The organism is Pectobacterium sp. A5351 (genome assembly GCF_028335745.1).
Classification (GTDB): Bacteria; Pseudomonadota; Gammaproteobacteria; order Enterobacterales; family Enterobacteriaceae; genus Pectobacterium.
The window spans coordinates 1,959,238-1,981,665 of record NZ_CP116477.1; the positions used below are offsets into that span (position 1 = coordinate 1,959,238).

Here is a 22,428-nt window from a genome sequence, read left to right on the forward strand (position 1 = left end):
GCGTAATCAGACGCTGGAAATCATGAAGAGGATGTAATTATGGGTATTTTTTCTCGTTTTGCCGACATCGTGAACGCCAATATCAATTCATTGCTGGATAAAGCTGAAGATCCGCAGAAATTGGTGCGGCTGATGATTCAGGAAATGGAGGATACGCTGGTTGAAGTGCGTTCAACCTCGGCGCGGGCGTTGGCAGAAAAGAAACAGATTGCCCGCCGCATTGAACAAGCCCACGGTCAGCAAAATCAGTGGCAGGAAAAAGCGGAGCTGGCGCTGCGTAAAGATAAAGACGATCTGGCTCGTGCCGCGCTGATTGAGAAGCAAAAGCTGACCGACCTGATCGCGGTGTTGCAGCATGAAGCCGAAAACGTCGATGAAACGCTGGAGCGTATGAAGCGTGAAATCGGCGAGCTGGAAAATAAATTAAGCGAAACGCGTGCTCGCCAGCAGGCGCTGACGCTGCGTCATCAGGCTGCGGCATCATCGCGTGATGTGCGCCGCCAGTTGGATAGCGGTAAGCTGGACGAAGCGATGGCTCGTTTCGATCAGTTCGAGCGCCGCATCGACACGATGGAAGCGGAAGCCGAAAGCCACGGGCTGGGGAAACAAAAATCGCTGGATCAGCAGTTTGCCGAGCTGAAAGCGGATGATGAAATCAGCGCGCAACTGGCAGCACTTAAAGCTAAAGTTAAGCCAGCAGAGTAATAAGACGAATAAAGCATAAACGCCATCGGATGGCTGTCGTGAGAAAACGGCAGCCACCAGCGTGTGAATAATAACTAAGGAGACACAATGAGTGCGTTGTTTCTTGCCATTCCGCTGACCATTTTCATGTTGTTTGTGGCACCGATATGGCTTTGGCTACATTACAGCCAGCGTAAAAACAGTGCTCAACTGGGACAAAATGATATGCAACGCCTGACACGCTTAACGGAAGAGTCTAACCGCATGCGTGAGCGTATCAGAGCGCTGGAAGATATTCTGGATGCAGAACACCCGGACTGGAGAAAATCGTAATGAAAAATACGTGGTCAGGTAAAACGTTATACCGCATACCGGAAGAAGGCATGCTGAAAGGGGTTTGTGCTGGTTTAGCGCGTTATTTTGACGTGCCGGTAAAGCTCCTGCGGATAATCGTGGTGCTGTCGATGTTTTTCGGCCTGTTCTTTTTCACCATCGTGGCTTATATCATTCTGACCTTTATGCTCGATCCGGCTCCGGCGGGAATGGTGGGGGAGGATGAAAAGGTGACCCTAACGCCCAGCCAACTGCTGAATGAGGCGGACGCGACATTGCAGTCCAGCGAACAGCGCCTGCGCAGCATCGAGCGCTATGTCACCTCGGAGACGTTTGGCGTTCAGAACCGCTTTCGTCACCTGTAATTTGTTATCGATCATACACTTTCGCTGACGTTATCCACCGTACGACTGGGGTCAAAAGTGGATAATGTCGCGCTGCTTTTTCGCTGCAATCTCTATGATCCGAACCCACTGTGCATCGGATGCCAGTCATTTCCTTCTTTTGCGCTGTAGCGCACGTTTTGCAGTGGTATGCGTTGCCACTGGCCATTGCTGTCCTGCACGATTTCGCTGGCAATCGCACGACATTGATAATGCAGCGTATCGGTCTCCAACTGGAATTGATATTTTTTGCCTTTTTCCGGAATAAAGCGGGTGGTGATCAGGCATGAGTATTTGCTTTCAACAGAGACGTTGACTATCGCAGTTTCAACCCCTGGCACTAAGGGGGTTTCGTAGTAGTCAATATCGTATTTCTCTCCAGATACTTTTGGCATTCCGCGATCCAGGGTGTTCTGTAAAACCCATTCACTGGAACGAATAAGACCGCCAGTGCGTTTGCCGTTTAACGTCTGGTAGAGACTTGTCTGTTCTGTGTTATCTACGATACGTACCCATGGTGAATCAGCGTCTTGAGGAAGGGGGACAAAAAAATCATTATTTGGCATTATGGAACAGGCAGAACTAAAAGATGCAAGAATAGCAAATGTAAATTTTAAGATATTTTTCACTCTATGCTCCTTATTAACAAGGCGTCCTTGCCTTACCATAACATCTTAGCGGCTTTAGCTATTATTTCTCTGATAAATCATAATGAGCTGGTAATTGATAACCTTCAGGGATTGCAGACCAGCTATCTATTTTCAATAACATCTCACTGATAACGTGAAAACCATTGCTGCCAGTCTGTGCCGTCAGGGGCTGCGGGCAAAAGCTGCCTGGAAGTTCAGTCCGGTCAGCGACCGGGAGCACGGCCTGCCAGTGTCTGAAAATCTGCTGAAGCGAGACGTTATCGCCAGCGGCCCGAATCAAAAATGGGCAGGAAGATATCACTGACTTACGTACAGATGAAGGCTGGCTGTATCTGGCGGTGGTCATTGATCTGTGGTCGCGTGCCGTTGTCGGCTGGTCGATGTCATCGAGAATGACGGCTGAGCTGGCCTGTCATGCCCTGCACATGGCACTGTGGCGACGAAAACGGCCTCAAAACGTGATTGTTCACACCGAACGCGGCGGCCAGTACTGTTCAGCAGATTATCACGCCATGCTGAAAAGCCATAATCTGCGAGGGAGTATGAGCGCGAAGGGATGTTGTTACGACAATGCCTGTGCGGAAAGCTTTTTCCACTCACTGAAAGTGGAATGTATCCATGGAGAGTCCTTTGGCAGCCGTGAAATAATGCGAGCGGCGGTGTTTAATTATATCGAGTGCGATGACAATCGCTGGCGTCGCCACAGTGCATGCGGCGGTCTCAGCCCGGAACAGTTTGAAAACCAGAACCTCGCTTAGGGCTGTGTCCACATTACGTGGGTAGGATCAAATTGCCACAGGTTTGTGTTTTGTTCATTTGCCTGTTTCCGTTGTTGGAGTGAACATATCAAAAACAGGCAATGACACAATGTAAATTACAGCATCTGATTAAAATGAATCAATCACACTGCACTTTGATCGCCAGACCGCCTCGTGAGGTCTCTCGATATTTGGCGTTCATGTCTTTACCCGTTTCGTACATGGTTTCAATCACCTTATCCAGCGAGACGCGGGGTTCACTGGTGCGGCGGGTTGCCATGCGAGCGGCGTTAATCGCCTTGACGGAAGCTATGGCATTACGTTCGATGCACGGAACCTGCACCTGACCCGCAACCGGATCGCAGGTTAAGCCCAGATTGTGTTCCATCCCGATCTCAGCGGCAACGCAAACCTGTTCCGGGCTGGCACCCATCAGTTCCGCCAAACCAGCGGCAGCCATCGAACAGGCCACACCCACTTCACCCTGACAGCCTACTTCGGCACCGGAGATGGACGCATTCATTTTATACAGAATGCCAACTGCGCCTGCCGCGAGGAAATAGCGGATATAAATGGTCGGGCTAACGGGTTCGATAAAGTGGTCGTAATAAGCGAGAACGGCAGGGACAATGCCGCACGCGCCGTTGGTTGGCGCGGTCACTACTCGGCCACCTGCGGCGTTTTCTTCATTCACCGCCAGCGCGAACATATTAACCCAGTCCACCACGTTCATCGGGTCGTTGGACAGCTTATCGGAAGACACCAGCATACGACGCAGCGCAGAGGCACGACGTGGTACGCGCAGCGGGCCCGGCAAAACGCCTTCGGTGTTCATGCCGCGATCGATACAGGCACGCATCGTCTGCCAGATATCGGCAAAGTAGGCGTCAATGTCCTGACGACTGTGCAGCGCCAGCTCGTTACGCATCACCATTCCGGAAAGCGACAGGCCACTTTGTTTACAGTGCTCCAGCATCTCTTTGGCAGAATGAAATGTGTAAGGAACGGCAACATCCGTGGCGCTGTCTTTGCCAAAATTTTCTGCATCAACGATAAAGCCACCGCCGATGGAGTAATAGGTTTTGCTATAAATTTCTTTATTGCCGGCAAAGGCGGTGATGGTCATGCCGTTTTCGTGCAATGGCAGATTTTCACTGCGGAAAACCATGCCGCCTTCGCGTGGGAAATCGACGTCATGCTGCCCATTAGCCAGCAGCAGGCGCTCGCGTTGCTCAACATCGCGGATAAAGCCAGGGATGGCATCAATATCAACCGTATCCGGCATGTTGCCCGCCAGACCCGTAATGATGGCGATATCCGTATGGTGGCCTTTACCCGTTAGCGACAGCGAACCGTACACATCGACGGCAATGCGCGTCGTCGCGGTCAGTAAATTCTGATTGATCAATTCATCGACAAATTGCTTACCGGCTTTCATCGGTCCAACCGTATGAGAGCTAGAGGGGCCAATACCGATCTTAAACATGTCGAAAACGCTTATCACGCGAAACTCCTCAAAGACTCAGGGTTGTCTCCATCCTTTATTTTCCGATCGTCTGCATCCGCTTCCTTCACCACAATCAGCTATTTATACAGCTAATTATCTGGTGTTTTCGGTTCTGGCGAGACATGACCTGAATTTTAGTGGATATCTACCCAAAGATTAGAATAAAACTCGTTAAATCGCGCTATTGTAGTGTGGAATATGTCGTGTGGCTTTCTTTTTCGCATGAAATAAACTTATGGCATTGCACAATTTAACTTATCTCAAATAGGCGATAAGCCATTGTAAAATATATCTACGAGTGTTTTGTGAACAAAAAATCCACTTTCAAATTAGGGATATTTAGTGAAGGAAAAGAAGTCGAGAACCCAAAGCCGCTGAATGCGGCCTTAAGTTTAGGGCCTGTCGGAAATCTGTAAGGCGAGCTGGTGGATGATGGCAGCCGTCAGCCCCCAGACAAACTGTTGCTGATACCAGGAGAGGTAAACCCGATGGCGCTGCTGTTTGCGCTCGATATCCAGCGGATAATAGCGCGTTAGCGCGAAAGCCTCGCCCAGCGGCATTTCAAACAGCTCGGCGACTTCGTCTTCATTGGGATGGAAGCGGGTCTGTGCCGCGATGAGTCCGACAACGGGCGTGACCTGAAAACCGCTCACGCTGTCTAACGGCGGTAATACACCCAATACCTGAACGTTTTCTGGCGGGATAGCCACTTCTTCCTGTGCTTCACGCAGCGCCGTTTCGATGAGCGAACGATCCTCTCTGTCTGCCGCTCCGCCGGGGAACGCCACTTGTCCGGCGTGCTTGCGTAGGTCGGCAGAGCGTCGGGTCAATAACAGCGTGGGCGTAGGGTGGCAAATAATCGGCACCAGCACCGCGGCTTGACGCTGTTGGTGCACTGGCCGCAACGATGGCGGAAGCTGTAATTGAAAGCGCGTAATAAAGTCGTTCAGCGCAAAAGCCGTTGGCGGCAAAGCGATCTCACTCATTTATTCGATACCTGAATTGTCTGGGCCCCATCCAGCAGGGGAAGGATACGGCCGACTTTATCAAACGTTTCCTGATATTCCGCCTGTTCCTGACTGTCGGCAACGATGCCGCCGCCCGCCCAGCAGTAAATTCTGCCGCGTTCGGTTAATAACGTCCTGATGGTGATATTGGTGTCCATGGTGCCGCACAGGCTGATATAGCCGATGCTGCCGCAGTAAGCATTACGGCGCTGAGGTTCCAGCTCTTCAATGATCTGCATGGCGCGGATTTTGGGGGCACCGGTAATTGATCCACCGGGGAAGCAGGCGCGTAGCAGCGTGGTGGCGGGGCAATCACTCGGTAGCCGTGCTTCAATCGTACTGACCAGATGGTGCACCGCAGGAAAAGGCTCGACGACGAACAGTTCTGGTACGCGGACGCTGCCCGGCACCGCGACGCGGCCAATATCGTTACGAAGGAGATCGACAATCATCAGGTTTTCTGAACGATCTTTCTCTGAGCCAGCCAACCGGGCAGCCTGCTGTTTATCCGCTTCTGGGTCAGCGAGACGTGGCAGGGTGCCTTTAATCGGACGCGTTTGAATACGCTGATCTTCCAGCCAGAGGAAACGTTCCGGTGATACGCTGATGACGGTATTTTCTGGCAGACGCAGAAAGGCCGAAAAGGGCGCTTTATTTCCTGCGGACAACTGTAAAAACGCCTGCCATTCATCGCCATGGTAAGACGCAGAAAAACGCTGCGCCAGATTAACCTGATAACAGTCTCCCGCCAGAAGGTAGTCCTGTATTGTGCGGAATTTTTCGCCGTACGCCTCGCGCGACATATTCGGCAGCCAACTGCTGGTGAGCCTGAAATCGGCTTGCGAGGCGCTAACGGGCGGCGTGGCTAACCAGTCGAGCCGCGCCTGAAGGGAATGATGTACGATCAGCGTTAACGTCTGTCGCAGGTGATCGGCGACCAGCGCCCAATCGTATAAACCGACTGCCATATCCGGCAGGTCGATGTCCCGTTCAGCCTGAGTAGGCAGTGTTTCAATCTGACGTCCCAAATCATAGCCGAACAACCCCAGAGCGCCACCCTGGAAGGGAAAATCAGAACGGGCTTCTGTGGGTAACGCCAACGTATCAAGCTGCTCTTGCAGCAGGGTAAAGGGATCGCCTTCTGCGGATTTTGTTACGCTGTCACGCATGATTTCTGTCCTGTTTCCCCGCGTAGACAGCGTGACTCGCGGGTCAGCGACCATGATATCGAAGCGATTGTGCGGATGGTCGGCAAAACCAGAATGCAGCAACATCGCCCACGGTTGTTGGGCAAAAGGCGCAAAGCGATCGAGCAGCACCGTCGGGTAGTAAGGCAGCGTGTGATAATGAACGGCTGAACCCGTCGCGGTGGCCGAATCGCTGGTGTTAGTTACGTGGGTCGTATTGGCGGCAGTCATGTTCTTTGTGTTGTGTCTACTATTGTTGTGTCTACAGTGTGGTTATGTTGATAACGTATCGATTTCACTGACTCCAGCGTACCACAAAGCAGAAATGCTGGTGTATGCAGAAGCGGACATGCGATGATACGCGCGAATTTATCAACCAGGAAACCACCATGATTGCAGGTATGCCCGCGCTGACGCACCAACAACAGCAAGATGCCGTAGAGCGTATTCAGGAACTGATGTCTGAGGGCATGAGCAGCGGCCAGGCGATAGCACAGGTTGCAGCGGAGATCCGTCAGGAACATCAGGGTGACAACGTCGCGGTGATGTTTGACGAAGACGATAACACCGTTAATGACGGCGACGAAGAACACTATTTTGACGATGGTGAAGACGAGGAAGAACAGTAATCGCGCTTCCTCTGGTAGAGGCGGGCTTATATCGCCGCAATGGCTTTGATTTCGACTTTAAATTTCGGGTGCATCAATTTAGCCTGCACGGTGCAGCGGACGGGCGCACTGCCCGCCACGACCCAGGCATCCCACGCGGCGTTCATCGCGGCAAAATCATCCGCATCGGCAAGAAAAATCGTCACGTCCAACAGCTTGCTCTTATCCGTTCCCGCCTGTTGCAGGATTGCATCCAGCGCGCCCAGCGCGTTCTCCGTTTGCGCCTGTGCACCGTCATCCAGATTCTCCGGCACGCTGGTGTAATACAGCGTGTTGTTGTGGATGACCGCGTCTGACCAGCGGGCTTCAGGATTAATACGTGTGATCGCCATGAGATGAATTTTCTCCATTGTGGGAATAATAAAAATGGTGGGGATAATAAAATAGGGTTATCAATCATTATCGACGCGCCAAGCCTAACACAGCGGAGGACGACACGCTTTCCTGATTTAGGGTGGTAGCGTCGGGTGACTCTTGGCATAATCAGCGCGATATTTTTGCCGTGACCAGAAACGGTTAGTGGTGACAGACAACGTTTTCCCATGAGAAAGAGAGCAGGCGTGACGAACGATCGGGTAATCGATGATTTTGCGAATGACGGCGCGCTGGCGAAAGCGATCACGGGCTTCAAACCGCGTGAACCACAGCGGCAGATGGCGCAGGCGGTAACGCGCGCCATCGACGATAAAACGGCACTGGTGGTGGAAGCGGGAACCGGAACCGGTAAAACCTATGCCTACCTTGCGCCCGCCTTGCGTGCCGATAAAAAAGTCATCATCTCGACCGGCTCGAAAGCGCTACAGGATCAGCTCTATAGTCGCGACTTACCGACGATTGCGCAGGCGTTGAAGTACAAAGGCAAACTCGCACTGCTGAAAGGTCGCTCGAACTATCTGTGTCTGGAACGGCTCGAACAGCAATCGCTGGGCGGCGGTGATTTACCCGCCGAAACGCTGAGCGAACTGGTCAGGCTGCGCGACTGGTCGTCAGAAACGACGGAAGGCGATGTCACGACCTGTTCTGGTGTGGCGGAAGACAGCGCGATCTGGCCGTTAGTGACCAGCACCAACGATAACTGCCTGGGCAGCGACTGTCCGCACTATAAAGAGTGCTTCGTGGTGAAAGCGCGACGTAAGGCGATGGATGCCGATATCGTGGTGGTTAACCACCATCTTTATCTGGCGGATATGGTGGTGAAAGAGAGCGGTTTTGCGGAGCTGATCCCGGAAAGTGACGTGGTGATTTTCGATGAAGCCCATCAAATTCCCGATATCGCCAGCCAATATTTTGGTCAGCAGCTTTCGAGCCGCCAACTGCTTGATTTGGCAAAAGACATCATCATTGCTTACCGCACCGAAGTGCGCGATGCCTCTCAGTTGCAAAAAAGTGCCGATCGCCTGACGCAAAGCACGCAGGATTTCCGGCTGGCGCTGGGTGACCCAGGGTTTCGCGGTAACCTGCGCGATGTGCTCGAACAGCCGTCGCTTCAGCGTGCGCTGGTGTTGCTGGATGATGCACTGGAGCTGTGTTACGACGTCGCAAAACTGTCGCTTGGCCGCTCTGCGCTGCTGGATGCCGCCTTTGAACGCACCACGCTTTATCGCAATCGCCTGAAGCGGCTGAAAGAGGTACAGCAGCCGGGCTATAGTTACTGGTACGAATGTAATTCGCGCCATTTTGTCTTAGCGCTGACGCCATTGTCCGTCGCCGATCGTTTTCGTGAATTGATGAAGGACAAGCCTGCTGCCTGGGTATTTACCTCCGCCACCCTGTCTGTTAACGATCAGCTCTTCCACTTCACCGATAGGCTGGGGTTGGATAACGCGAACACGCTCCTGTTACCCAGCCCGTTTGATTATGCCAATCAGGCGCTGCTCTGCGTGCCTCGTCATTTGCCGGAAACCAATCGTCCCGGTGCGGCGAAAAGGCTGGCGACGATGTTACAGCCGTTGATTGAAGCGAATCAGGGACGCTGTTTTATGCTGTGTACCTCGCATCAGATGATGCGTGATTTGGCCGCCGAGTTTCGCGCCATGCTGACGCTACCGGTGCTGCTCCAGGGGGAGACCGGCAAGGCGCAACTGCTGTCGCAGTTTGTGTCGGCAGGTAATGCCTTACTGGTGGCAACCAGCAGCTTCTGGGAAGGCGTGGATGTGCGTGGTGATACGCTCTCCTGCGTCATTATTGATAAACTGCCGTTTACCTCGCCGGACGATCCGCTGCTGAAGGCGCGTATCGAAGACTGTCGGCTGCGCGGCGGCGAGCCTTTCGACGAGGTGCAGGTTCCTGATGCGGTGATTACCCTGAAGCAAGGCGTAGGTCGCCTCATCCGTGATGTTGAGGATCGCGGTGTCATTGTGATTTGCGATAATCGACTGGTGATGCGGCCGTATGGCGCCGTGTTTCTTAATAGCCTGCCGCCAACGCCGCGGACCCGCGATATTCGGCAGGCGATTAATTTCCTGACCCGTAATACATTTCCTGTCCCATAACATATAGTCCTCGCTGGCGGTTGCCGTCTGTTCTGACCAACGGTGGGAGGGGCTGCGGCACGGCAGGGGGTTATGCTATGATGCGGGTTGTTAAGATTTATTTATCCTGCCTGAGGTTGGCATGTCTACGCGAATTCTAGCGCTTGATACCGCAACGGAAGCCTGTTCCGTCGCACTCTGGAATGAAGGCGAAATTCATTCTCTGTTCGAAATTTGTCCCCGTGAGCACACACAACGTATTCTGCCGATGGTTCAGCAGGTGCTGGCCGACAGCGGTCTGACGCTTAACGATCTTGATGCGCTGGCCTTTGGTCAGGGACCGGGAAGTTTTACCGGCGTGCGGATTGGTATTGGCATTGCGCAAGGGCTGGCGTTGGGGGCGGATTTACCGATGATCGGCGTATCGTCTCTGGCGACAATGGCACAGGGCGCTTTCCGTCAGACACTGGCGACGCAAGTGCTGGCGGCCATTGATGCGAGAATGGGCGAAGTGTACTGGGGCTGCTATCAGCGCGATGCTGACGGTATCTGGCTGGGCGAATCCGAGGAAGCCGTATTGAAACCTGAGCAGGTGCAAGCCTTAACGGCTGCGCTGTCAGGCGAATGGGCCACGGTAGGAACCGGATGGGAAACCTATCCTGAACTGATCAGCCATGCCTCGTTGGTATTAACGAAGGGCGATGTGCTGCTGCCACAGGCGCAGGATATGTTGCCGCTGGCCTGCCAGCTCTGGCAGGCAGGAAAAGCGGTCAGCGTCGAGAATGCGCAACCGCGCTATCTGCGCAATGAAGTGACCTGGAAAAAACTTCCCGGCCGCGAATAAACGGCATGCTGATATCGCGTGGAGCATAACGTTAAACAGCAACTTATTCGATGCTGAGCAGTCTAACTATCAGATATCTGAAGAAGGGGTTGTGCCATGTTTGTACCCATGAAAAGTGCACAGATGAAAAGTATGCGGATAAAAAATCTGCATCAGAATCAGAAAAAAGCACGCCTCTGTTTGGTGGCGGCGGCGGTACTGCTGCTTTCCGGCTGTGTCACGATACCGGATGCGATTAAAGGCACCTCGCCCACACCGCAGGACGATCTGATTCGTGTGATGAATGCGCCACAGATTTATGTCGGCCAGGAATCACGCTTTGGTGGGCGAGTGGTCAGTATCCGCAATGAGGCAAATAAAACCCGTTTGGAAATTGCCAGCATGCCGCTGGATAGCGGTGCGAAACCGCTGTTAGATATGCCATCAGAAGGGCGTTTTATTGCCTATGTGAACCGCTTTCTGGAACCTGTCGATTTTAAAGACCAACTGGTGACCGTTGTTGGGCCGATTGTCGGCACCGAACAGGGCGCTATCGGTGATAAACCTTATCGCTACGTCGTGCTCGACGCACAAGGCTACAAACGCTGGAATGTGGTGCAGCGCCTGATGATGCCACCCGGCGGCTATGGTTATGGTCCGTGGGGATGGCGTGCGGGTTACGGCTATGGTTGGGGCCCTGGATGGGGATTTGACGGTGGGTGGCCTGGTCCGGCGCGGATTGAGAATGTCGTTACAGAATAAAATTATTTCGTTCGGAGTGAAGAGATCAGGCGACGCAGGTTGCCTGATTTTTTTTGAATAAAGAATAAATTAGTGATCGTTCTCGCAACCTTGACATTGTTTGTTAGCTAACTGGTAGGCTGAGTTAAAATAATGTTAATAACAATAGGCCTCTGAGGGCGACGACGATGCCACTAAAAAAATATCTCGGGAGTGACGTCTTGGAAAAAATTTGGTTATCACGCTATCCGGCGGGCGTGCCGGCGGAAATCGATCCGGATCGCTATTCGTCGTTAATTGACATGTTTGAAAATAGCGTAAGGCGTTATGCCGATCGACCTGCCTTCGTCAACATGGGTGAAGTGATGACATTTCGTAAGCTGGAAGAGCGGAGCCGGGCGTTTGCTGCCTATCTGCAAAACCAGCTTAAATTGCAGAAAGGCGATCGGGTAGCGCTGATGATGCCCAATCTGTTGCAATATCCCGTTGCGCTGTTTGGGGTGCTGCGCGCGGGGATGGTGGTGGTTAACGTTAACCCGCTGTATACTCCGCGTGAGCTGGAGCATCAGCTAAAAGACAGCGGGGCGAGCACGATTGTCATCGTGTCTAACTTTGCGCATACGCTGGAAAAAGTCGTCCATAACACGGCGGTGAAGCACGTTATCCTGACCCGTATGGGTGACCAACTCTCTACGGCCAAAGGCACGCTAGTCAACTTCGTAGTGAAATACATTAAGCGGCTGGTGCCCAAATACCATTTGCCGGATGCGATATCGTTTCGCCGTGTTTTGCAGGAAGGACGGCGTCAGCAGTATATTCGCCCCGATATTATCAATACCGATCTGGCATTTCTGCAATACACCGGTGGTACCACGGGCGTCGCTAAAGGCGCCATGCTCACGCACCGCAATATGCTGGCGAATCTCGAACAGTGCAAAGGTGCATACGGTGCCGTTCTGCAAGAAGGCAATGAGCTGGTGGTGACGGCGTTGCCCCTCTATCATATTTTCGCGCTCACGGTGAACGGCCTTCTGTTCCTTGAATTGGGCGGGAAGAACTTGTTGATCACTAATCCTCGTGATATTCCAGCGGTCGTGAAAGAAATGAAGCAATACCCGTTCACGGCTATCACCGGCGTCAATACGTTATTTAATGCGCTGCTCAACAACAAAGAGTTCCACGAGCTTGATTTCTCAACGCTGCGTTTGTCGGTGGGCGGTGGCGCATCGGTTCAGCGAGCGGTGGCAGAACGTTGGGAAAAGCTAACGGGTAAACATCTGCTTGAGGGATATGGACTAACGGAAAGTTCACCTCTGGTGTCCGTAAACCCCTACGATCTCAAACATTACAGCGGCAGTATTGGGCTACCGGTATCATCCACGGATGTCCGAATCATTGACGATGACGGCAACGACGCGGGACCGGGAGAATCCGGTGAGCTGTGGGTGCGAGGGCCGCAGGTGATGTTAGGGTACTGGCAGAAGCCTGCCGCGACGGATGAAGTGTTAAAAGACGGTTGGCTGGCGACAGGTGACATCGTCACTTCTGATGATGAAGGGTTTCTGCGGGTCATCGATCGTAAGAAAGATATGATCCTGGTGTCCGGCTTTAACGTTTATCCGACGGAAATTGAAGATGTCATCAGCCGTCATCCCAAAGTGTCCGAGTCGGCGGTGGTTGGGGTGGCGAATGAAGTATCCGGCGAAGCCGTCAAAGCCTTTGTCGTCCGGCACGATAACTCGTTAACGAAAGAGGAACTCATTACCCACTGTCGCCGAAATCTTACTGGCTATAAAGTGCCAAAAGAAGTCGAATTCTGCGACGATTTGCCGAAGTCTAACGTGGGGAAAATCCTGCGCCGCGAGTTGCGTGACGATAAGAAGGCGAAGAAAGACGCTGCTGCCTGACGATTTTCCACGAAAACGACTGCCAGAGAGAGGCAGGACACGATATGATGTTTTCACGCCGGTTTATCCGGCGTTCTTTTTTATGGCGATACGGATTTGACCCAGAACCGTAAAGTAAAAACAACCAAGAGAATGACGTTTTGAATTATCAGTTGATCACTTCCGACATCGGGTTACAACAGGTTTGCTCCCAGGCGCGACGCTTTCCGCAGGTGGCATTGGACACGGAGTTCGTCAGAACCCGCACGTATTACCCGCAATTAGGGTTGATTCAATTGTATGACGGCGAACAGCTTTCACTTATTGACCCGTTAACGATTACCGACTGGGCACCTTTTCAGGCGTTACTGCGTGACGAACAGGTCACTAAATTCCTGCATGCGGGCAGCGAAGATCTGGAAGTGTTTCTCAATGCGTTTGGAACACTGCCGACGCCTTTCATCGATACACAGATTCTGGCCGCATTTTTAGGTAAGCCGCTTTCTTATGGATTCGCTGCGCTGGTGGCCGACTGCATGGGCGTGACGCTGGATAAAAGCGAGTCGAGAACGGACTGGCTTGCTCGTCCACTGAGCGAAAAACAGTGCGATTATGCTGCTGCCGATGTGTTCTATCTGCTGCCGATGGCCATTCAACTGGTGGCCGATACGGAAGCTGCAGGGTGGATGAATGCCGCGCTGGATGAATGTCTCCTGCTGTGTCAGCGTAAACAGGATATTTTGGCACCAGCACTGGCTTACCGCGAATTTGGCAACGCCTGGCAGCTGCGTGGTCGAAATCTGGCTTGCCTTCAGCGTCTGGCTGAGTGGCGTTTGCGTAAAGCGCGTGAGCGAGACAGCGCGGTGAATTTTGTCGTACGTGAAGAGAACCTCTTGCAGGTGGCACGTTGCCTGCCGACTTCACTGGGAGAACTGAGTTCGCTGGGGCTGAGCGGCCCGGAAATCCGCTACCACGGGAAAACGCTGCTGGACTGTGTTGCGCAGACGGACGGCATCGCTGACGCGGATTGCCCGCCACCCGTCATTAATTTGATCGACTATCCCGGCTATAAAAAAGCGTTTAAAGAGATCAAAGCGCTGATACAAAGCATGAGCGAACAGAGTGGATTATCAGCCGAGTTATTGGCGTCACGCCGTCAAATTAATCGCCTGCTCAATTGGCACTGGAAATTAAGTGGGCAAGATGCGGGGACGCCGGAAATGTTATCTGGCTGGCGCGGCCAGTTATATGGCGATGCGCTGCGTGACATTGTGCAAGGCTATTAATTATCGGTAAACACGCTTTATCAATACGCCTTATTTGCTGTGATGATGCCATCATGGAAAAAGCAGCAAATAGGGTGATGAAAATACGGCGAAAAAACAAAATAAGAAACAAAAATACTGGCTAAATATACAGCCCGTCGTGGCAAACGTCGTAATTTGAAGTATGGCGGGAGTAGTATGACGGAAATAGTTATCCCCTGCGTAAAAGCAGGGGATATCACAGCAGAAAAATCATTTAGGCGTTTCTTCCGCTTCCGGTAATGTCACGTTCAACTCAAGCACGGAAATATCATCTCCTTTTTGCTCAAGTTGAACTGTCACCATCTCAGGATCAATCTGTACATATTTACAGATAACCTCAAGAATATCCCGCTTTAACTGCGGCAGATAATGGGGTTCACTATCTCCCCGGCGTCGCTCCGCGACAATAATTTGCAGCCGTTCCTTGGCAATATTGGCTGTCGTTTTTTTGCGGGACAGAAAGAAGTCCAGTAAAGCCATAATTTATCCCCCAAAAAGTCGTTTAAGGAAACCCTTCTTCTCTTCTTCAACAAAACGGAAAGGACGCTCTTCGCCAAGCAGACGTTCAACGGTGTCCGCGTAGGCTTTGCCAGCATCGGCTTCAGTATCCAGAATGACAGGTTCGCCCTGGTTAGAGGCGCGGAGTACGGATTGGTCTTCTGGAATCACGCCAACCAGTGGAATCCGCAGAATTTCAAGCACGTCTTCCATGCTCAGCATGTCGCCACGGCTCACCCGACCCGGGTTGTAGCGCGTCAGCAGCAGATGCTCTTTGATCGGGTCTTCAGAACGTTCAGCGCGGCGTGACTTCGAGGACAGAATGCCCAGGATGCGGTCAGAATCGCGCACGGAAGAGACTTCCGGGTTGGTGGTGATAATCGCTTCATCGGCAAAATAGAGCGCCATCAACGCACCGGTTTCAATCCCGGCAGGCGAATCACATACGATAAAATCGAATTCCATGTCGCCCAGATCGTTAAGCACTTTCTCTACGCCTTCATGCGTTAAGGCATCTTTATCACGGGTTTGTGATGCCGGCAGAATGTAGAGATTGTCCGTTCTCTTATCCTTGATCAGCGCCTGATTAAGCGTAGCATCACCCTGAATAACGTTCACGAAGTCATACACCACGCGACGCTCACATCCCATGATCAGGTCGAGGTTACGCAGGCCGATGTCAAAATCGATGACAACGGTCTTTTTTCCTTTCTGGGCTAAACCGGTAGCAATGGCCGCGCTTGATGTGGTCTTGCCAACGCCCCCTTTACCCGATGTAACAACAATGATGCGTGCCATAAATGTTTCCTTGGGAGATTCTAGTCTAGAGGTTTTATCGTTAAAACATTGTCCAGCTGGTTCAGGTTGATCCGCGCTGGCTGCCCAAAATACGGTTCAGGAATCTGGTCGCTCAGCCAGTAACGACCAGCGATAGAGACCAGTTCTGCGGCCAGATGCGTACAGAATATCTGGCTCTGAACATCGCCAGAAACGCCTGCGAGGGCTCGGCCACGCATCATGCCGTAAATATGAATATTGCCATCGGCAATCACCTCAGCCCCAGCGCTGACGCTGCTTGTGACAATCAAGTCACAGTTCCGGGCATAAATCTGTTGGCCGGAGCGTACGGGGGTGTTGATGACTTTCGTTTTCACCGCGGCAGGAACGGCGGCGACGGGTTCGACTACCCGGCGTTGTGCTTTACCTTCGCTCAGAAGGGGAAGCCCCGCCTGCGCAATGGTTTTCTTTAATGCATCGTCGGTGCATCCGCTGACGCCAACGACATGCAGGCCGGTTGATGAAATGGCCTGCTGTAATTTTATCCAGTCAGTTTCCGCAGTTAATGCGGCCACGTTAATGACAACGGGGGCATTTTTCAGGAAAGCAGGCGCTTGCTCTATTTTTTCCTGTAGTGCCTGGTAAATTACCTCGGGTTGGGAATCATGCAAATGAACAACCGATAAGGTAAAGCTGCTGCCTTTTAACTCTATTGGCGTTTGTGACATCTATCCTGACTCAGTTTCAGCATCTTTTAATCCCTAGAGTAACATTTAAGGCATGATATTCCAGAGCGCTGTAAGCATGTTATAGTCACAATTATATACAGGCAAGATGGCATTCCCATCAAATAGAGTAAAAAAAATGTTTTGTGTGATCTATCGAAGTGCTAAACGCGATCAGACCTATCTTTATGTTGAAAAAAAAGACGATTTCTCACGCGTGCCGGAAGAATTAATGAAAAGTTTTGGCACGCCGCAGTTAGCCATGGTCTTACCGTTGGATGGTCGTAAAAAACTGGCGAATGCCGATATAGAAAAAGTGAAACTTGCGCTACAGGAACAGGGTTTTTATCTGCAAGTTCCACCGCCGGTCGAGAGCTTATTAAACACGCCGATGTAAGTGTAAAAAAATAATACCAGCGTGTACTTTCAGATAAAGCCGCAAACATAATTTGGCGTGGAATATCTCGACCATTTACATGATATTCCGCGCGATAAATATTCATCTTCCACGTTTTACTCCGTCATCATTTAATTGTTTCCTTTTGGGATGAATTATGACGCCTTCCCCTGACTGTGTGCTCGCCCGCCTTGCTCTCCTGAAATCTGTTGGGGTAACCCCCGTTACGATGATATAACGATGGTTTTGCACCATCGTGTTCTTATATAGCTGTTTTCCTTTTGGGCAGGTTCTGCACCACGAAGACAGCGATAATTCAACAGACAGGGCAGGAGAATACCCATGTATCAACACAGAGACTGGCAGGGCGCGCTGCTTGATTTTCCCGTAAATAAAGTTGTTTGCGTCGGAAGCAATTACTCCGAGCATATTAAAGAAATGGGCAGTGCGACTCCGGCTGAGCCCGTGTTATTCATCAAGCCTGAAACCGCACTGTGTGATTTACGCCAGCCTGTTGCCATTCCTAAAAACCTGGGCTCGGTTCATCATGAAGTTGAGTTGGCTGTGCTGATCGGTACGCCGTTAAAGCAGGCGAATGAAGAACGTGTGGCCCGGGCGATTGCAGGTTACGGTGTCGCGCTGGATCTGACACTGCGTGATTTGCAGTCCGAATTCAAAAAAGCGGGCCAGCCGTGGGAAAAAGCCAAAGCGTTTGACGGTTCCTGCCCGATTTCCGGTTTTATTCCGGTTGCCGAGTTTAGCGATCCGCAACAAACCGAATTGGGCGTAAAAGTGAATGATGAAGTGCGCCAGCAGGGCAACACGCGTGATATGATTACGCCGATTCTGCCGCTGATTGCTTACATGAGCCGTTTCTTTACGCTGCGCGCGGGCGACATTATTTTGACGGGTACGCCAAAAGGGGTCGGTCCGATCCTGTCTGGCGATATGCTGACGATTACGGTGAATGACCGGACGTTGAGCACACGTATTATCTAATGCCCCGGCTGCCCGTGTTGAATGACGGGCAGTAAAACCTCCCCGCCGCGCCCGCTAGAATCACGTATCTTATTTACAACGCTATCGATTTATCAACTTAAGTTAACTGGAAGAAACATGACTGAACGCCCTTTTTGGCAGCAAAAAACGTTGTCTGAGATGTCTGACGATGAATGGGAGTCGCTGTGCGATGGTTGCGGTCAGTGCTGTTTGCATAAACTGATTGATGAGGATACAGAGGAAATCTATTTTACCAACGTCGCCTGTAATCAGTTGAATATTAAAAGCTGCCAGTGTCGTAACTATGAGAAACGCTTCGAGTACGAACCGGACTGTATCAAGCTGACGCGTGAAAACCTGCTGACGTTTAACTGGCTCCCGGCGACCTGTGCATATCGCCTGATTCATGAACGCGAAGATTTACCGCAGTGGCATCCGCTGGTCTGCGGCACGAAGACGGCAATGCACCGCGAGCGTATCTCCGTGCGCCATATCGCTGTACGTGAGAGTGAGGTGGTGGATTGGCAGGATCACATTTTAAATAAGCCTGAATGGGCGCGATAGTTATTGAAATTAAACATGTTTTCATGATTGGCTCGATGCTTGGGGCATCGGTGGGGCATCTTGTCCAAAATTCGCATTAAGTATATCCATCTGATTGCTGTTGTTGTCCGACATCCATTTGCCGTACACGCTGTAAACCATTTGCGCCGACGTGTGGCCCATTTGGTTTGCAACGAAGTTCGGGTTACATCTCGTTGAGGTAGAAAACGCCGTGCTTCACTGCTGGAATCGGAATGCTCATCTGCGTTTTGCCTGCCACTTCACATTTTTCTCTTTCCTTGTGCGAATCATGCTGTCATCCCCAGCATAAATCGTGACGTGTTGTATAATTTTAGAGCAGTATAACCAGCAGAGGGGGAGAGCATGTGATTAACTTTGAGAAAATCATTCTTGAGTACAGCGAGCAGTACACCGACTTTGCTGCCTCCACGATTGCTTTCATGGAAAGTCAGGAAAAAAAGATCGACGCAGATGAAATATCACGAAGAATTCCGCAGGAAAAAAGGCCTTTTTTCAACGAACGATTAGGCCACTATCGCGATATCTACAGACCACAGCAGTGAGAGCTGGAGCAAGTCTGTGAGGCGTAGAAACCGTTACCAGAAGCCCGACATATTGTCGGGCTTTTCGGCCTATACCCGTCATACTTCAAGTTGCATGTGCGTTGGCTGCGTTCAGTCACCCGAATCACTTACTTGAGTAAGCTCATCGGGATTCCTTCGCTTGCCGCCTTCCTGAAACTCGAATTATTTAGGGTATATATTAGCGGCTGAAGAGATCGCGGCGTTTGGGACGGAAAGGCTGAGCGATCAATACCAGCACGGCAATCACCAGATAAGCGACAAAGATGCCAAGCAGCCATTGTGGCATTTCCAGAGAGAGGAATTCCCACTGACGCACTGAGCAATCACCTGTCGCATTGAAAATGGCGGGAAGCCATTTGTCTAACGGTAACCATGACGGGAAGCTAACAAAGAAATCACAGGTGGTAAACGGCGACGGATTTAACAAGATATCCGTGTGTTTCCATGCCAGTCGAACCCCTTCGTAGGAACTGTATATCCATAGCGCAATGGCCGGGTAACGCAATGCCGTTGATGGCGCGATGGTGCCAACAATACCCGCGGCGAACACGCCCCATAGCGCACAGCGCTGATAGATACACAGCACGCACGGTTTTAATAGCATAACGTGCTGAAAATAGAGCGCGGTCAATTCCAACGCTAAAGCAGTAAACGCCAGCAGCAGCCACGCACCACGCCCGCGTGAGCAACGATTAAGAAATCGCAACATAAAAATATTCCATGCTAAACATGATTAAAGCAGCAGTGTAAACCGTTCTGGCTTCACTGCCATCATTTCACTGTGCAAAACGTAACGATATGTTTATTTAATGCTTTTCTGTCATTTTACGGCGGCGAACATCGTATTGATAACGTCATCAAGACGGAAATGGTCGCTGCCGTGATTACTATACACGATCGTGATTATGAGTGACTGCCTGATAGGGTCAAGTTTGGCAAAGAAATCCAGTGGTTATTCATCAAAAAATCGGTAAAGGGCACGAGCGTGAATTCCACGCAAAGCAAACCGACCAGCGTCATCACAATCGTGTAAGGCAGTGCCATCACCACCATACGCCCGTAAGACAGGCGGATGAGTGGTGCCAAAGCGGACGTCAGTAAGAATAGAAACGCGGCTTGCCCGTTTGGCGTGGCGACGGAAGGCAGGTTGGTACCGGTATTGATCGCCACGGCAAGCAGTTCAAACTGTAGGGGGGAAATACTCCCGTTCGTTAACGCGTTACGTGCTTCGGTAATATAAACCGAGCCAACGAAGACGTTGTCCGATATTGACGACAGCAATCCATTAAACAGGTAGAACAGCGTGAGCTGGGCACTGTCTGAGGCTTGCAGCACATAATGAATGATAGGCGAAAACAGGTGTTGATCGATAATCACAGCAACGATGGAAAAGAAGACCGTCAGCAGCGCGGTAAACGGCATGGCATCCTGAAACGCTTTACCGATGGCGTGTTCTTCGGTCACGCCGCAGAACGTCGTGGCCATAATAATCACGGAAAGGCCAATCAACCCGACCTCCGCCAGATGAAACGCCAGCGCGACAATCAGCCAGACGCCAATCACCGCTTGAATAAGTAAACGTACTTTATCCTGCGGCGTACGCTTTTCCGTCATATCCCGGTCGTAATCCTCAAGCACGCGTCGCACGTTGTCTGGCAGACTGACGCCGTAGCCGAAGAGTTTAAAACGCTCAACCAGCACGCAGGTCAGGATTCCGCAAATAAACACCGGGACGGTGACCGGCGACATACGCAGGAAGAAGCTGACGAAATCCCAGCCTGCGCTTTTCGCGATAATCAGGTTCTGAGGTTCTCCCACCATTGTCATCACGCCGCCCAGTGCCGTACCGACGCCAGCATGCATGAGCAGGCTGCGCAGGAATGCCCGGAACTGCTCCAGCGTACGATGGTGCTCTTCGCTGCCTAACGCACTGTCATCGCTGATATCGGCCTCGTCGGTGCCCTGTTGAGAGGCGAAACGGTGGTAAATTCCATAAAACCCGATAGCGACGCTGATAACCACAGCAATCACGGTCAATGCATCAAGGAAGGCGGAAAGGAAGGCGGCAGCGATACAAAAAGCAAGTGATAGCAGCGTTTTGGAATGAATGCGCAGCAGCAGTTTGGTAAAGACAAAGAGCAGCAGTTGCTTCATGAAATAGATGCCTGCCACCATAAACACCAGCAGCATCAGGACTTCAATATTCCCAGTGACTTCATGCCACACCTGCTGCGGGCTGGTCATTCCGATAAATATCGCCTGGAGCGCCAGCAGACCGCCGGGCTGTAGCGGGTAACATTTCAGCGCCATGCCGAGCGTAAAAATAAACTCCACGACTAATAGCCAGCCTGCCCAAAATGGGCTGACAAAATAGAACAGTAACGGATTAATGAGCAGGAAGCTGACAATAGTGAGTTTGTACCAGTCTGGAGATTGTCCCAGAAAATTTTTCAATAGCGCACGGCGCATGGATATGCCATTCATAATGGGAAAGAAATCCTTGCTTGTTAGAATAATTTGAGGTTTTACATCATACCGTAAAAACTTTACAAACGGTCAGAAGTCTACCGTTATACGCCGTGATGTGACGGTTTGCAGTCACAATTTTTCATTGAAATGGTTCGGCACCTGAGTGCGGCGCTATATCATGATTCTTTCGTCTGGTATTATGATTCGGCTTTTTTCGGCAATCACCGCTACGGATTATCAAACACATGGTTATAAAGGCGCAAAGTCCGGCTGGATTCGCGGAAGAATATATTATCGAAAGTATATGGAATAACCGCTTTCCTCCTGGCTCTATTTTGCCCGCGGAAAGAGAACTGTCTGAACTGATCGGCGTGACTCGTACGACCCTGCGCGAAGTGCTTCAGCGCTTGGCTCGCGATGGTTGGCTGACGATACAGCACGGGAAGCCAACAAAGATTAATAATTTTTGGGAAACTTCTGGGCTCAATATTCTGGAAACGCTGGCGCGGCTCGATCACGATAGCGTACCGCAATTGATCGACAACCTGCTGGCCGTGCGAACCAATATCGCCGCCATCTTTATTCGGACGGCGTTACGGCATAACCCGGAAAAGGTGCGTGATGTGTTGACTCAGGCAAACGCCGTAGACGATAGCGCAGAAGCCTTTGCACAACTTGACTACAACGTGTTCCGTGGTTTGGCTTTTGCCTCCGGCAATCCGATTTATGGCCTGATTTTGAACGGTCTCAAAGGGTTATATATTCGCGTAGGGCGCTACTATTTTTCCAATCCGGAAGCCCGCAAGCTGGCGGTGAATTTTTACGGTCGGTTGGAAACGTTGCGCAGCGAAGAGCTGTACGATCAGGTCATGGATGTCGTCAGACATTACGGTAAAGAAAGCGGAGCGATCTGGCACAGTATGCAGAACGCTATCCCGCGGGATATCGCAGAAGTACGCCGCTAAGGCTCATACCGCTTCGCTGGATGGTGAATAGGTGAAAAGGGGATT

At 51.4% G+C, this 22,428-nt stretch carries 24 protein-coding genes and 2 pseudogenes; 15 read left to right on the plus strand and 11 right to left on the minus strand.

From position 1 onward, the window contains the following. The first annotated feature begins 39 nt into the window (after positions 1 to 39). The 3 genes from pspA (at position 40) to pspC (ending at position 1,382) form a co-directional block, all read left to right on the plus strand. Positions 40 to 705, plus strand: a complete 666-nt coding sequence (pspA, locus tag O1Q74_RS09315) for a phage shock protein PspA (RefSeq protein WP_271878176.1) — start codon at positions 40 to 42, stop codon at positions 703 to 705. 87 nt (positions 706 to 792) lie between these two features. Continuing rightward, positions 793 to 1,017, plus strand: a complete 225-nt coding sequence (gene pspB / locus O1Q74_RS09320; RefSeq protein ID WP_010276759.1) for an envelope stress response membrane protein PspB — start codon at positions 793 to 795, stop codon at positions 1,015 to 1,017. Continuing rightward, positions 1,017 to 1,382, plus strand: a complete 366-nt coding sequence (gene pspC, locus O1Q74_RS09325) for an envelope stress response membrane protein PspC (RefSeq protein WP_271878180.1) — start codon at positions 1,017 to 1,019, stop codon at positions 1,380 to 1,382. Before pspB ends, pspC begins: the two co-directional genes overlap by 1 nt. 92 nt (positions 1,383 to 1,474) lie before the next feature. Here pspC and O1Q74_RS09330 read toward each other — a convergent pair whose 3' ends face one another. Then, on the minus strand, positions 1,475 to 2,029 hold the full coding sequence (locus tag O1Q74_RS09330; protein ID WP_271878183.1) for a hypothetical protein: 555 nt from the start codon (positions 2,027 to 2,029) through the stop codon (positions 1,475 to 1,477). Positions 2,030 to 2,180: 151 nt separating this feature from the next. Between O1Q74_RS09330 and O1Q74_RS09335 the strand changes: the two are divergent. After that, positions 2,181 to 2,808, plus strand: a pseudogene (locus O1Q74_RS09335) (IS3 family transposase); the annotation flags it as partial. Between the two features lie 139 nt (positions 2,809 to 2,947). On the opposite strand, the gene sdaA reads toward O1Q74_RS09335, so the two are convergent. The 3 genes from sdaA to pabB form a co-directional block, all read right to left on the minus strand. Continuing rightward, positions 2,948 to 4,312 (minus strand): L-serine ammonia-lyase, encoded by a 1,365-nt coding sequence (sdaA, locus tag O1Q74_RS09340; protein ID WP_271878186.1) that lies wholly within the window; start codon positions 4,310 to 4,312, stop codon positions 2,948 to 2,950. Positions 4,313 to 4,707: 395 nt separating this feature from the next. Beyond that, on the minus strand, positions 4,708 to 5,301 hold the full coding sequence (locus O1Q74_RS09345) for a CoA pyrophosphatase (protein ID WP_271878189.1): 594 nt from the start codon (positions 5,299 to 5,301) through the stop codon (positions 4,708 to 4,710). Continuing rightward, the gene (gene pabB, locus O1Q74_RS09350) at positions 5,298 to 6,740 is read right to left on the minus strand and encodes an aminodeoxychorismate synthase component 1 (protein ID WP_271878192.1); all 1,443 of its coding nucleotides are present in this window, start codon (positions 6,738 to 6,740) and stop codon (positions 5,298 to 5,300) included. The genes O1Q74_RS09345 and pabB overlap by 4 nt, the downstream gene beginning before the upstream one ends. Positions 6,741 to 6,898: 158 nt before the next feature. Here pabB and O1Q74_RS09355 point away from each other — a divergent pair, with 158 nt between their 5' ends. Further along, complete coding sequence (locus O1Q74_RS09355) at positions 6,899 to 7,138, plus strand: YoaH family protein (protein ID WP_271878860.1); 240 nt, start codon at positions 6,899 to 6,901, stop codon at positions 7,136 to 7,138. A gap of 26 nt (positions 7,139 to 7,164) precedes the next feature. Here the strand turns inward: O1Q74_RS09355 and O1Q74_RS09360 are convergent, their stop codons facing one another. Then, positions 7,165 to 7,509, minus strand: coding sequence for a RidA family protein (locus O1Q74_RS09360; RefSeq protein ID WP_015840168.1), 345 nt, complete (start codon positions 7,507 to 7,509; stop codon positions 7,165 to 7,167). 210 nt (positions 7,510 to 7,719) lie between these two features. Here O1Q74_RS09360 and O1Q74_RS09365 point away from each other — a divergent pair, with 210 nt between their 5' ends. The 5 genes from O1Q74_RS09365 to rnd all read left to right on the plus strand — a co-directional run bounded on the left by O1Q74_RS09365 (position 7,720) and on the right by rnd (position 14,384). Continuing rightward, a complete protein-coding gene (locus O1Q74_RS09365) occupies positions 7,720 to 9,669 on the plus strand; it encodes an ATP-dependent DNA helicase (RefSeq protein ID WP_271878196.1) in 1,950 nt (649 codons plus the stop codon). Positions 9,670 to 9,790: 121 nt separating this feature from the next. Continuing rightward, a complete protein-coding gene (tsaB, locus tag O1Q74_RS09370; protein WP_271878199.1) occupies positions 9,791 to 10,492 on the plus strand; it encodes a tRNA (adenosine(37)-N6)-threonylcarbamoyltransferase complex dimerization subunit type 1 TsaB in 702 nt (233 codons plus the stop codon). A 96-nt stretch (positions 10,493 to 10,588) separates the two neighbouring features. Next, positions 10,589 to 11,233 (plus strand): Slp family lipoprotein, encoded by a 645-nt coding sequence (locus O1Q74_RS09375; RefSeq protein ID WP_271878202.1) that lies wholly within the window; start codon positions 10,589 to 10,591, stop codon positions 11,231 to 11,233. A 200-nt stretch (positions 11,234 to 11,433) separates the two neighbouring features. Beyond that, on the plus strand, positions 11,434 to 13,119 hold the full coding sequence (gene fadD / locus O1Q74_RS09380; protein ID WP_271878205.1) for a long-chain-fatty-acid--CoA ligase FadD: 1,686 nt from the start codon (positions 11,434 to 11,436) through the stop codon (positions 13,117 to 13,119). A 140-nt stretch (positions 13,120 to 13,259) separates the two neighbouring features. Further along, entirely contained in the window at positions 13,260 to 14,384 is a 1,125-nt protein-coding gene (rnd, locus tag O1Q74_RS09385; protein ID WP_271878208.1) for a ribonuclease D, read from the plus strand. Positions 14,385 to 14,615: 231 nt separating this feature from the next. Here the strand turns inward: rnd and minE are convergent, their stop codons facing one another. The 3 genes from minE to minC are packed head-to-tail and all read right to left on the minus strand — an operon-like array spanning position 14,616 to position 16,408. Continuing rightward, positions 14,616 to 14,885, minus strand: a complete 270-nt coding sequence (gene minE / locus O1Q74_RS09390) for a cell division topological specificity factor MinE (protein WP_015840174.1) — start codon at positions 14,883 to 14,885, stop codon at positions 14,616 to 14,618. Positions 14,886 to 14,888: 3 nt separating this feature from the next. Further along, positions 14,889 to 15,701: a septum site-determining protein MinD gene (gene minD / locus O1Q74_RS09395; protein ID WP_039511326.1), complete on the minus strand. Its 813-nt coding sequence runs from the start codon at positions 15,699 to 15,701 to the stop codon at positions 14,889 to 14,891. Between the two features lie 20 nt (positions 15,702 to 15,721). After that, positions 15,722 to 16,408 carry a septum site-determining protein MinC gene (gene minC / locus O1Q74_RS09400; RefSeq protein WP_010275486.1) on the minus strand — a complete coding sequence of 229 codons (687 nt, stop codon included), beginning with the start codon at positions 16,406 to 16,408 and terminating at the stop codon, positions 15,722 to 15,724. Between the two features lie 136 nt (positions 16,409 to 16,544). Between minC and O1Q74_RS09405 the strand changes: the two genes are divergently transcribed. The 3 genes from O1Q74_RS09405 to O1Q74_RS09415 all read left to right on the plus strand — a co-directional run bounded on the left by O1Q74_RS09405 (position 16,545) and on the right by O1Q74_RS09415 (position 18,365). After that, positions 16,545 to 16,802 (plus strand): YcgL domain-containing protein, encoded by a 258-nt coding sequence (locus tag O1Q74_RS09405; RefSeq protein WP_225088149.1) that lies wholly within the window; start codon positions 16,545 to 16,547, stop codon positions 16,800 to 16,802. A gap of 342 nt (positions 16,803 to 17,144) precedes the next feature. Continuing rightward, positions 17,145 to 17,801 (plus strand): fumarylacetoacetate hydrolase family protein, encoded by a 657-nt coding sequence (locus O1Q74_RS09410; protein ID WP_271878220.1) that lies wholly within the window; start codon positions 17,145 to 17,147, stop codon positions 17,799 to 17,801. 117 nt (positions 17,802 to 17,918) lie between these two features. Next, positions 17,919 to 18,365, plus strand: a complete 447-nt coding sequence (locus tag O1Q74_RS09415; RefSeq protein ID WP_010275477.1) for a YcgN family cysteine cluster protein — start codon at positions 17,919 to 17,921, stop codon at positions 18,363 to 18,365. Between the two features lie 21 nt (positions 18,366 to 18,386). Here O1Q74_RS09415 and O1Q74_RS09420 read toward each other — a convergent pair. Beyond that, a pseudogene (locus O1Q74_RS09420) lies at positions 18,387 to 18,557 on the minus strand (site-specific integrase); the annotation flags it as partial. Between the two features lie 173 nt (positions 18,558 to 18,730). Between O1Q74_RS09420 and O1Q74_RS09425 the strand changes: the two are divergent. Continuing rightward, positions 18,731 to 18,928, plus strand: a complete 198-nt coding sequence (locus O1Q74_RS09425) for a DNA polymerase III subunit theta (protein ID WP_010275471.1) — start codon at positions 18,731 to 18,733, stop codon at positions 18,926 to 18,928. Positions 18,929 to 19,127: 199 nt separating this feature from the next. Here the strand turns inward: O1Q74_RS09425 and dsbB are convergent, their stop codons facing one another. Next, on the minus strand, positions 19,128 to 19,658 hold the full coding sequence (dsbB, locus tag O1Q74_RS09430) for a disulfide bond formation protein DsbB (RefSeq protein ID WP_271878231.1): 531 nt from the start codon (positions 19,656 to 19,658) through the stop codon (positions 19,128 to 19,130). Positions 19,659 to 19,852: 194 nt separating this feature from the next. After that, positions 19,853 to 21,433 carry a sodium/proton antiporter NhaB gene (nhaB, locus tag O1Q74_RS09435; RefSeq protein WP_271878234.1) on the minus strand — a complete coding sequence of 527 codons (1,581 nt, stop codon included), beginning with the start codon at positions 21,431 to 21,433 and terminating at the stop codon, positions 19,853 to 19,855. A gap of 230 nt (positions 21,434 to 21,663) precedes the next feature. Between nhaB and fadR the strand changes: the two genes are divergently transcribed. After that, positions 21,664 to 22,383 carry a fatty acid metabolism transcriptional regulator FadR gene (gene fadR, locus O1Q74_RS09440; protein ID WP_271878237.1) on the plus strand — a complete coding sequence of 240 codons (720 nt, stop codon included), beginning with the start codon at positions 21,664 to 21,666 and terminating at the stop codon, positions 22,381 to 22,383. Positions 22,384 to 22,428: the final 45 nt, after the last annotated feature.

What these genes read in the sequence shown, in the direction of transcription:
- pspB (WP_010276759.1), top strand. Translation starts at nt 793, where the DNA reads ATGAGTGCGTTGTTTCTTGCCATTCCGCTGACCATTTTCATGTTGTTT.
- O1Q74_RS09405 (WP_225088149.1), top strand. Translation starts at nt 16,545, where the DNA reads ATGTTTTGTGTGATCTATCGAAGTGCTAAACGCGATCAGACCTATCTT.
- O1Q74_RS09345 (WP_271878189.1), bottom strand. Translation starts at nt 5,301, where the DNA reads ATGAGTGAGATCGCTTTGCCGCCAACGGCTTTTGCGCTGAACGACTTT.
- O1Q74_RS09355 (WP_271878860.1), top strand. Translation starts at nt 6,899, where the DNA reads ATGATTGCAGGTATGCCCGCGCTGACGCACCAACAACAGCAAGATGCC.
- dsbB (WP_271878231.1), bottom strand. Translation starts at nt 19,658, where the DNA reads ATGTTGCGATTTCTTAATCGTTGCTCACGCGGGCGTGGTGCGTGGCTG.
- O1Q74_RS09410 (WP_271878220.1), top strand. Translation starts at nt 17,145, where the DNA reads ATGTATCAACACAGAGACTGGCAGGGCGCGCTGCTTGATTTTCCCGTA.
- minE (WP_015840174.1), bottom strand. Translation starts at nt 14,885, where the DNA reads ATGGCTTTACTGGACTTCTTTCTGTCCCGCAAAAAAACGACAGCCAAT.
- tsaB (WP_271878199.1), top strand. Translation starts at nt 9,791, where the DNA reads ATGTCTACGCGAATTCTAGCGCTTGATACCGCAACGGAAGCCTGTTCC.
- pabB (WP_271878192.1), bottom strand. Translation starts at nt 6,740, where the DNA reads ATGACTGCCGCCAATACGACCCACGTAACTAACACCAGCGATTCGGCC.
- pspA (WP_271878176.1), top strand. Translation starts at nt 40, where the DNA reads ATGGGTATTTTTTCTCGTTTTGCCGACATCGTGAACGCCAATATCAAT.
- nhaB (WP_271878234.1), bottom strand. Translation starts at nt 21,433, where the DNA reads ATGAATGGCATATCCATGCGCCGTGCGCTATTGAAAAATTTTCTGGGA.
- minC (WP_010275486.1), bottom strand. Translation starts at nt 16,408, where the DNA reads ATGTCACAAACGCCAATAGAGTTAAAAGGCAGCAGCTTTACCTTATCG.
- fadR (WP_271878237.1), top strand. Translation starts at nt 21,664, where the DNA reads ATGGTTATAAAGGCGCAAAGTCCGGCTGGATTCGCGGAAGAATATATT.
- minD (WP_039511326.1), bottom strand. Translation starts at nt 15,701, where the DNA reads ATGGCACGCATCATTGTTGTTACATCGGGTAAAGGGGGCGTTGGCAAG.
- O1Q74_RS09365 (WP_271878196.1), top strand. Translation starts at nt 7,720, where the DNA reads ATGAGAAAGAGAGCAGGCGTGACGAACGATCGGGTAATCGATGATTTT.
- pspC (WP_271878180.1), top strand. Translation starts at nt 1,017, where the DNA reads ATGAAAAATACGTGGTCAGGTAAAACGTTATACCGCATACCGGAAGAA.
- O1Q74_RS09360 (WP_015840168.1), bottom strand. Translation starts at nt 7,509, where the DNA reads ATGGCGATCACACGTATTAATCCTGAAGCCCGCTGGTCAGACGCGGTC.
- O1Q74_RS09415 (WP_010275477.1), top strand. Translation starts at nt 17,919, where the DNA reads ATGACTGAACGCCCTTTTTGGCAGCAAAAAACGTTGTCTGAGATGTCT.
- O1Q74_RS09375 (WP_271878202.1), top strand. Translation starts at nt 10,589, where the DNA reads ATGTTTGTACCCATGAAAAGTGCACAGATGAAAAGTATGCGGATAAAA.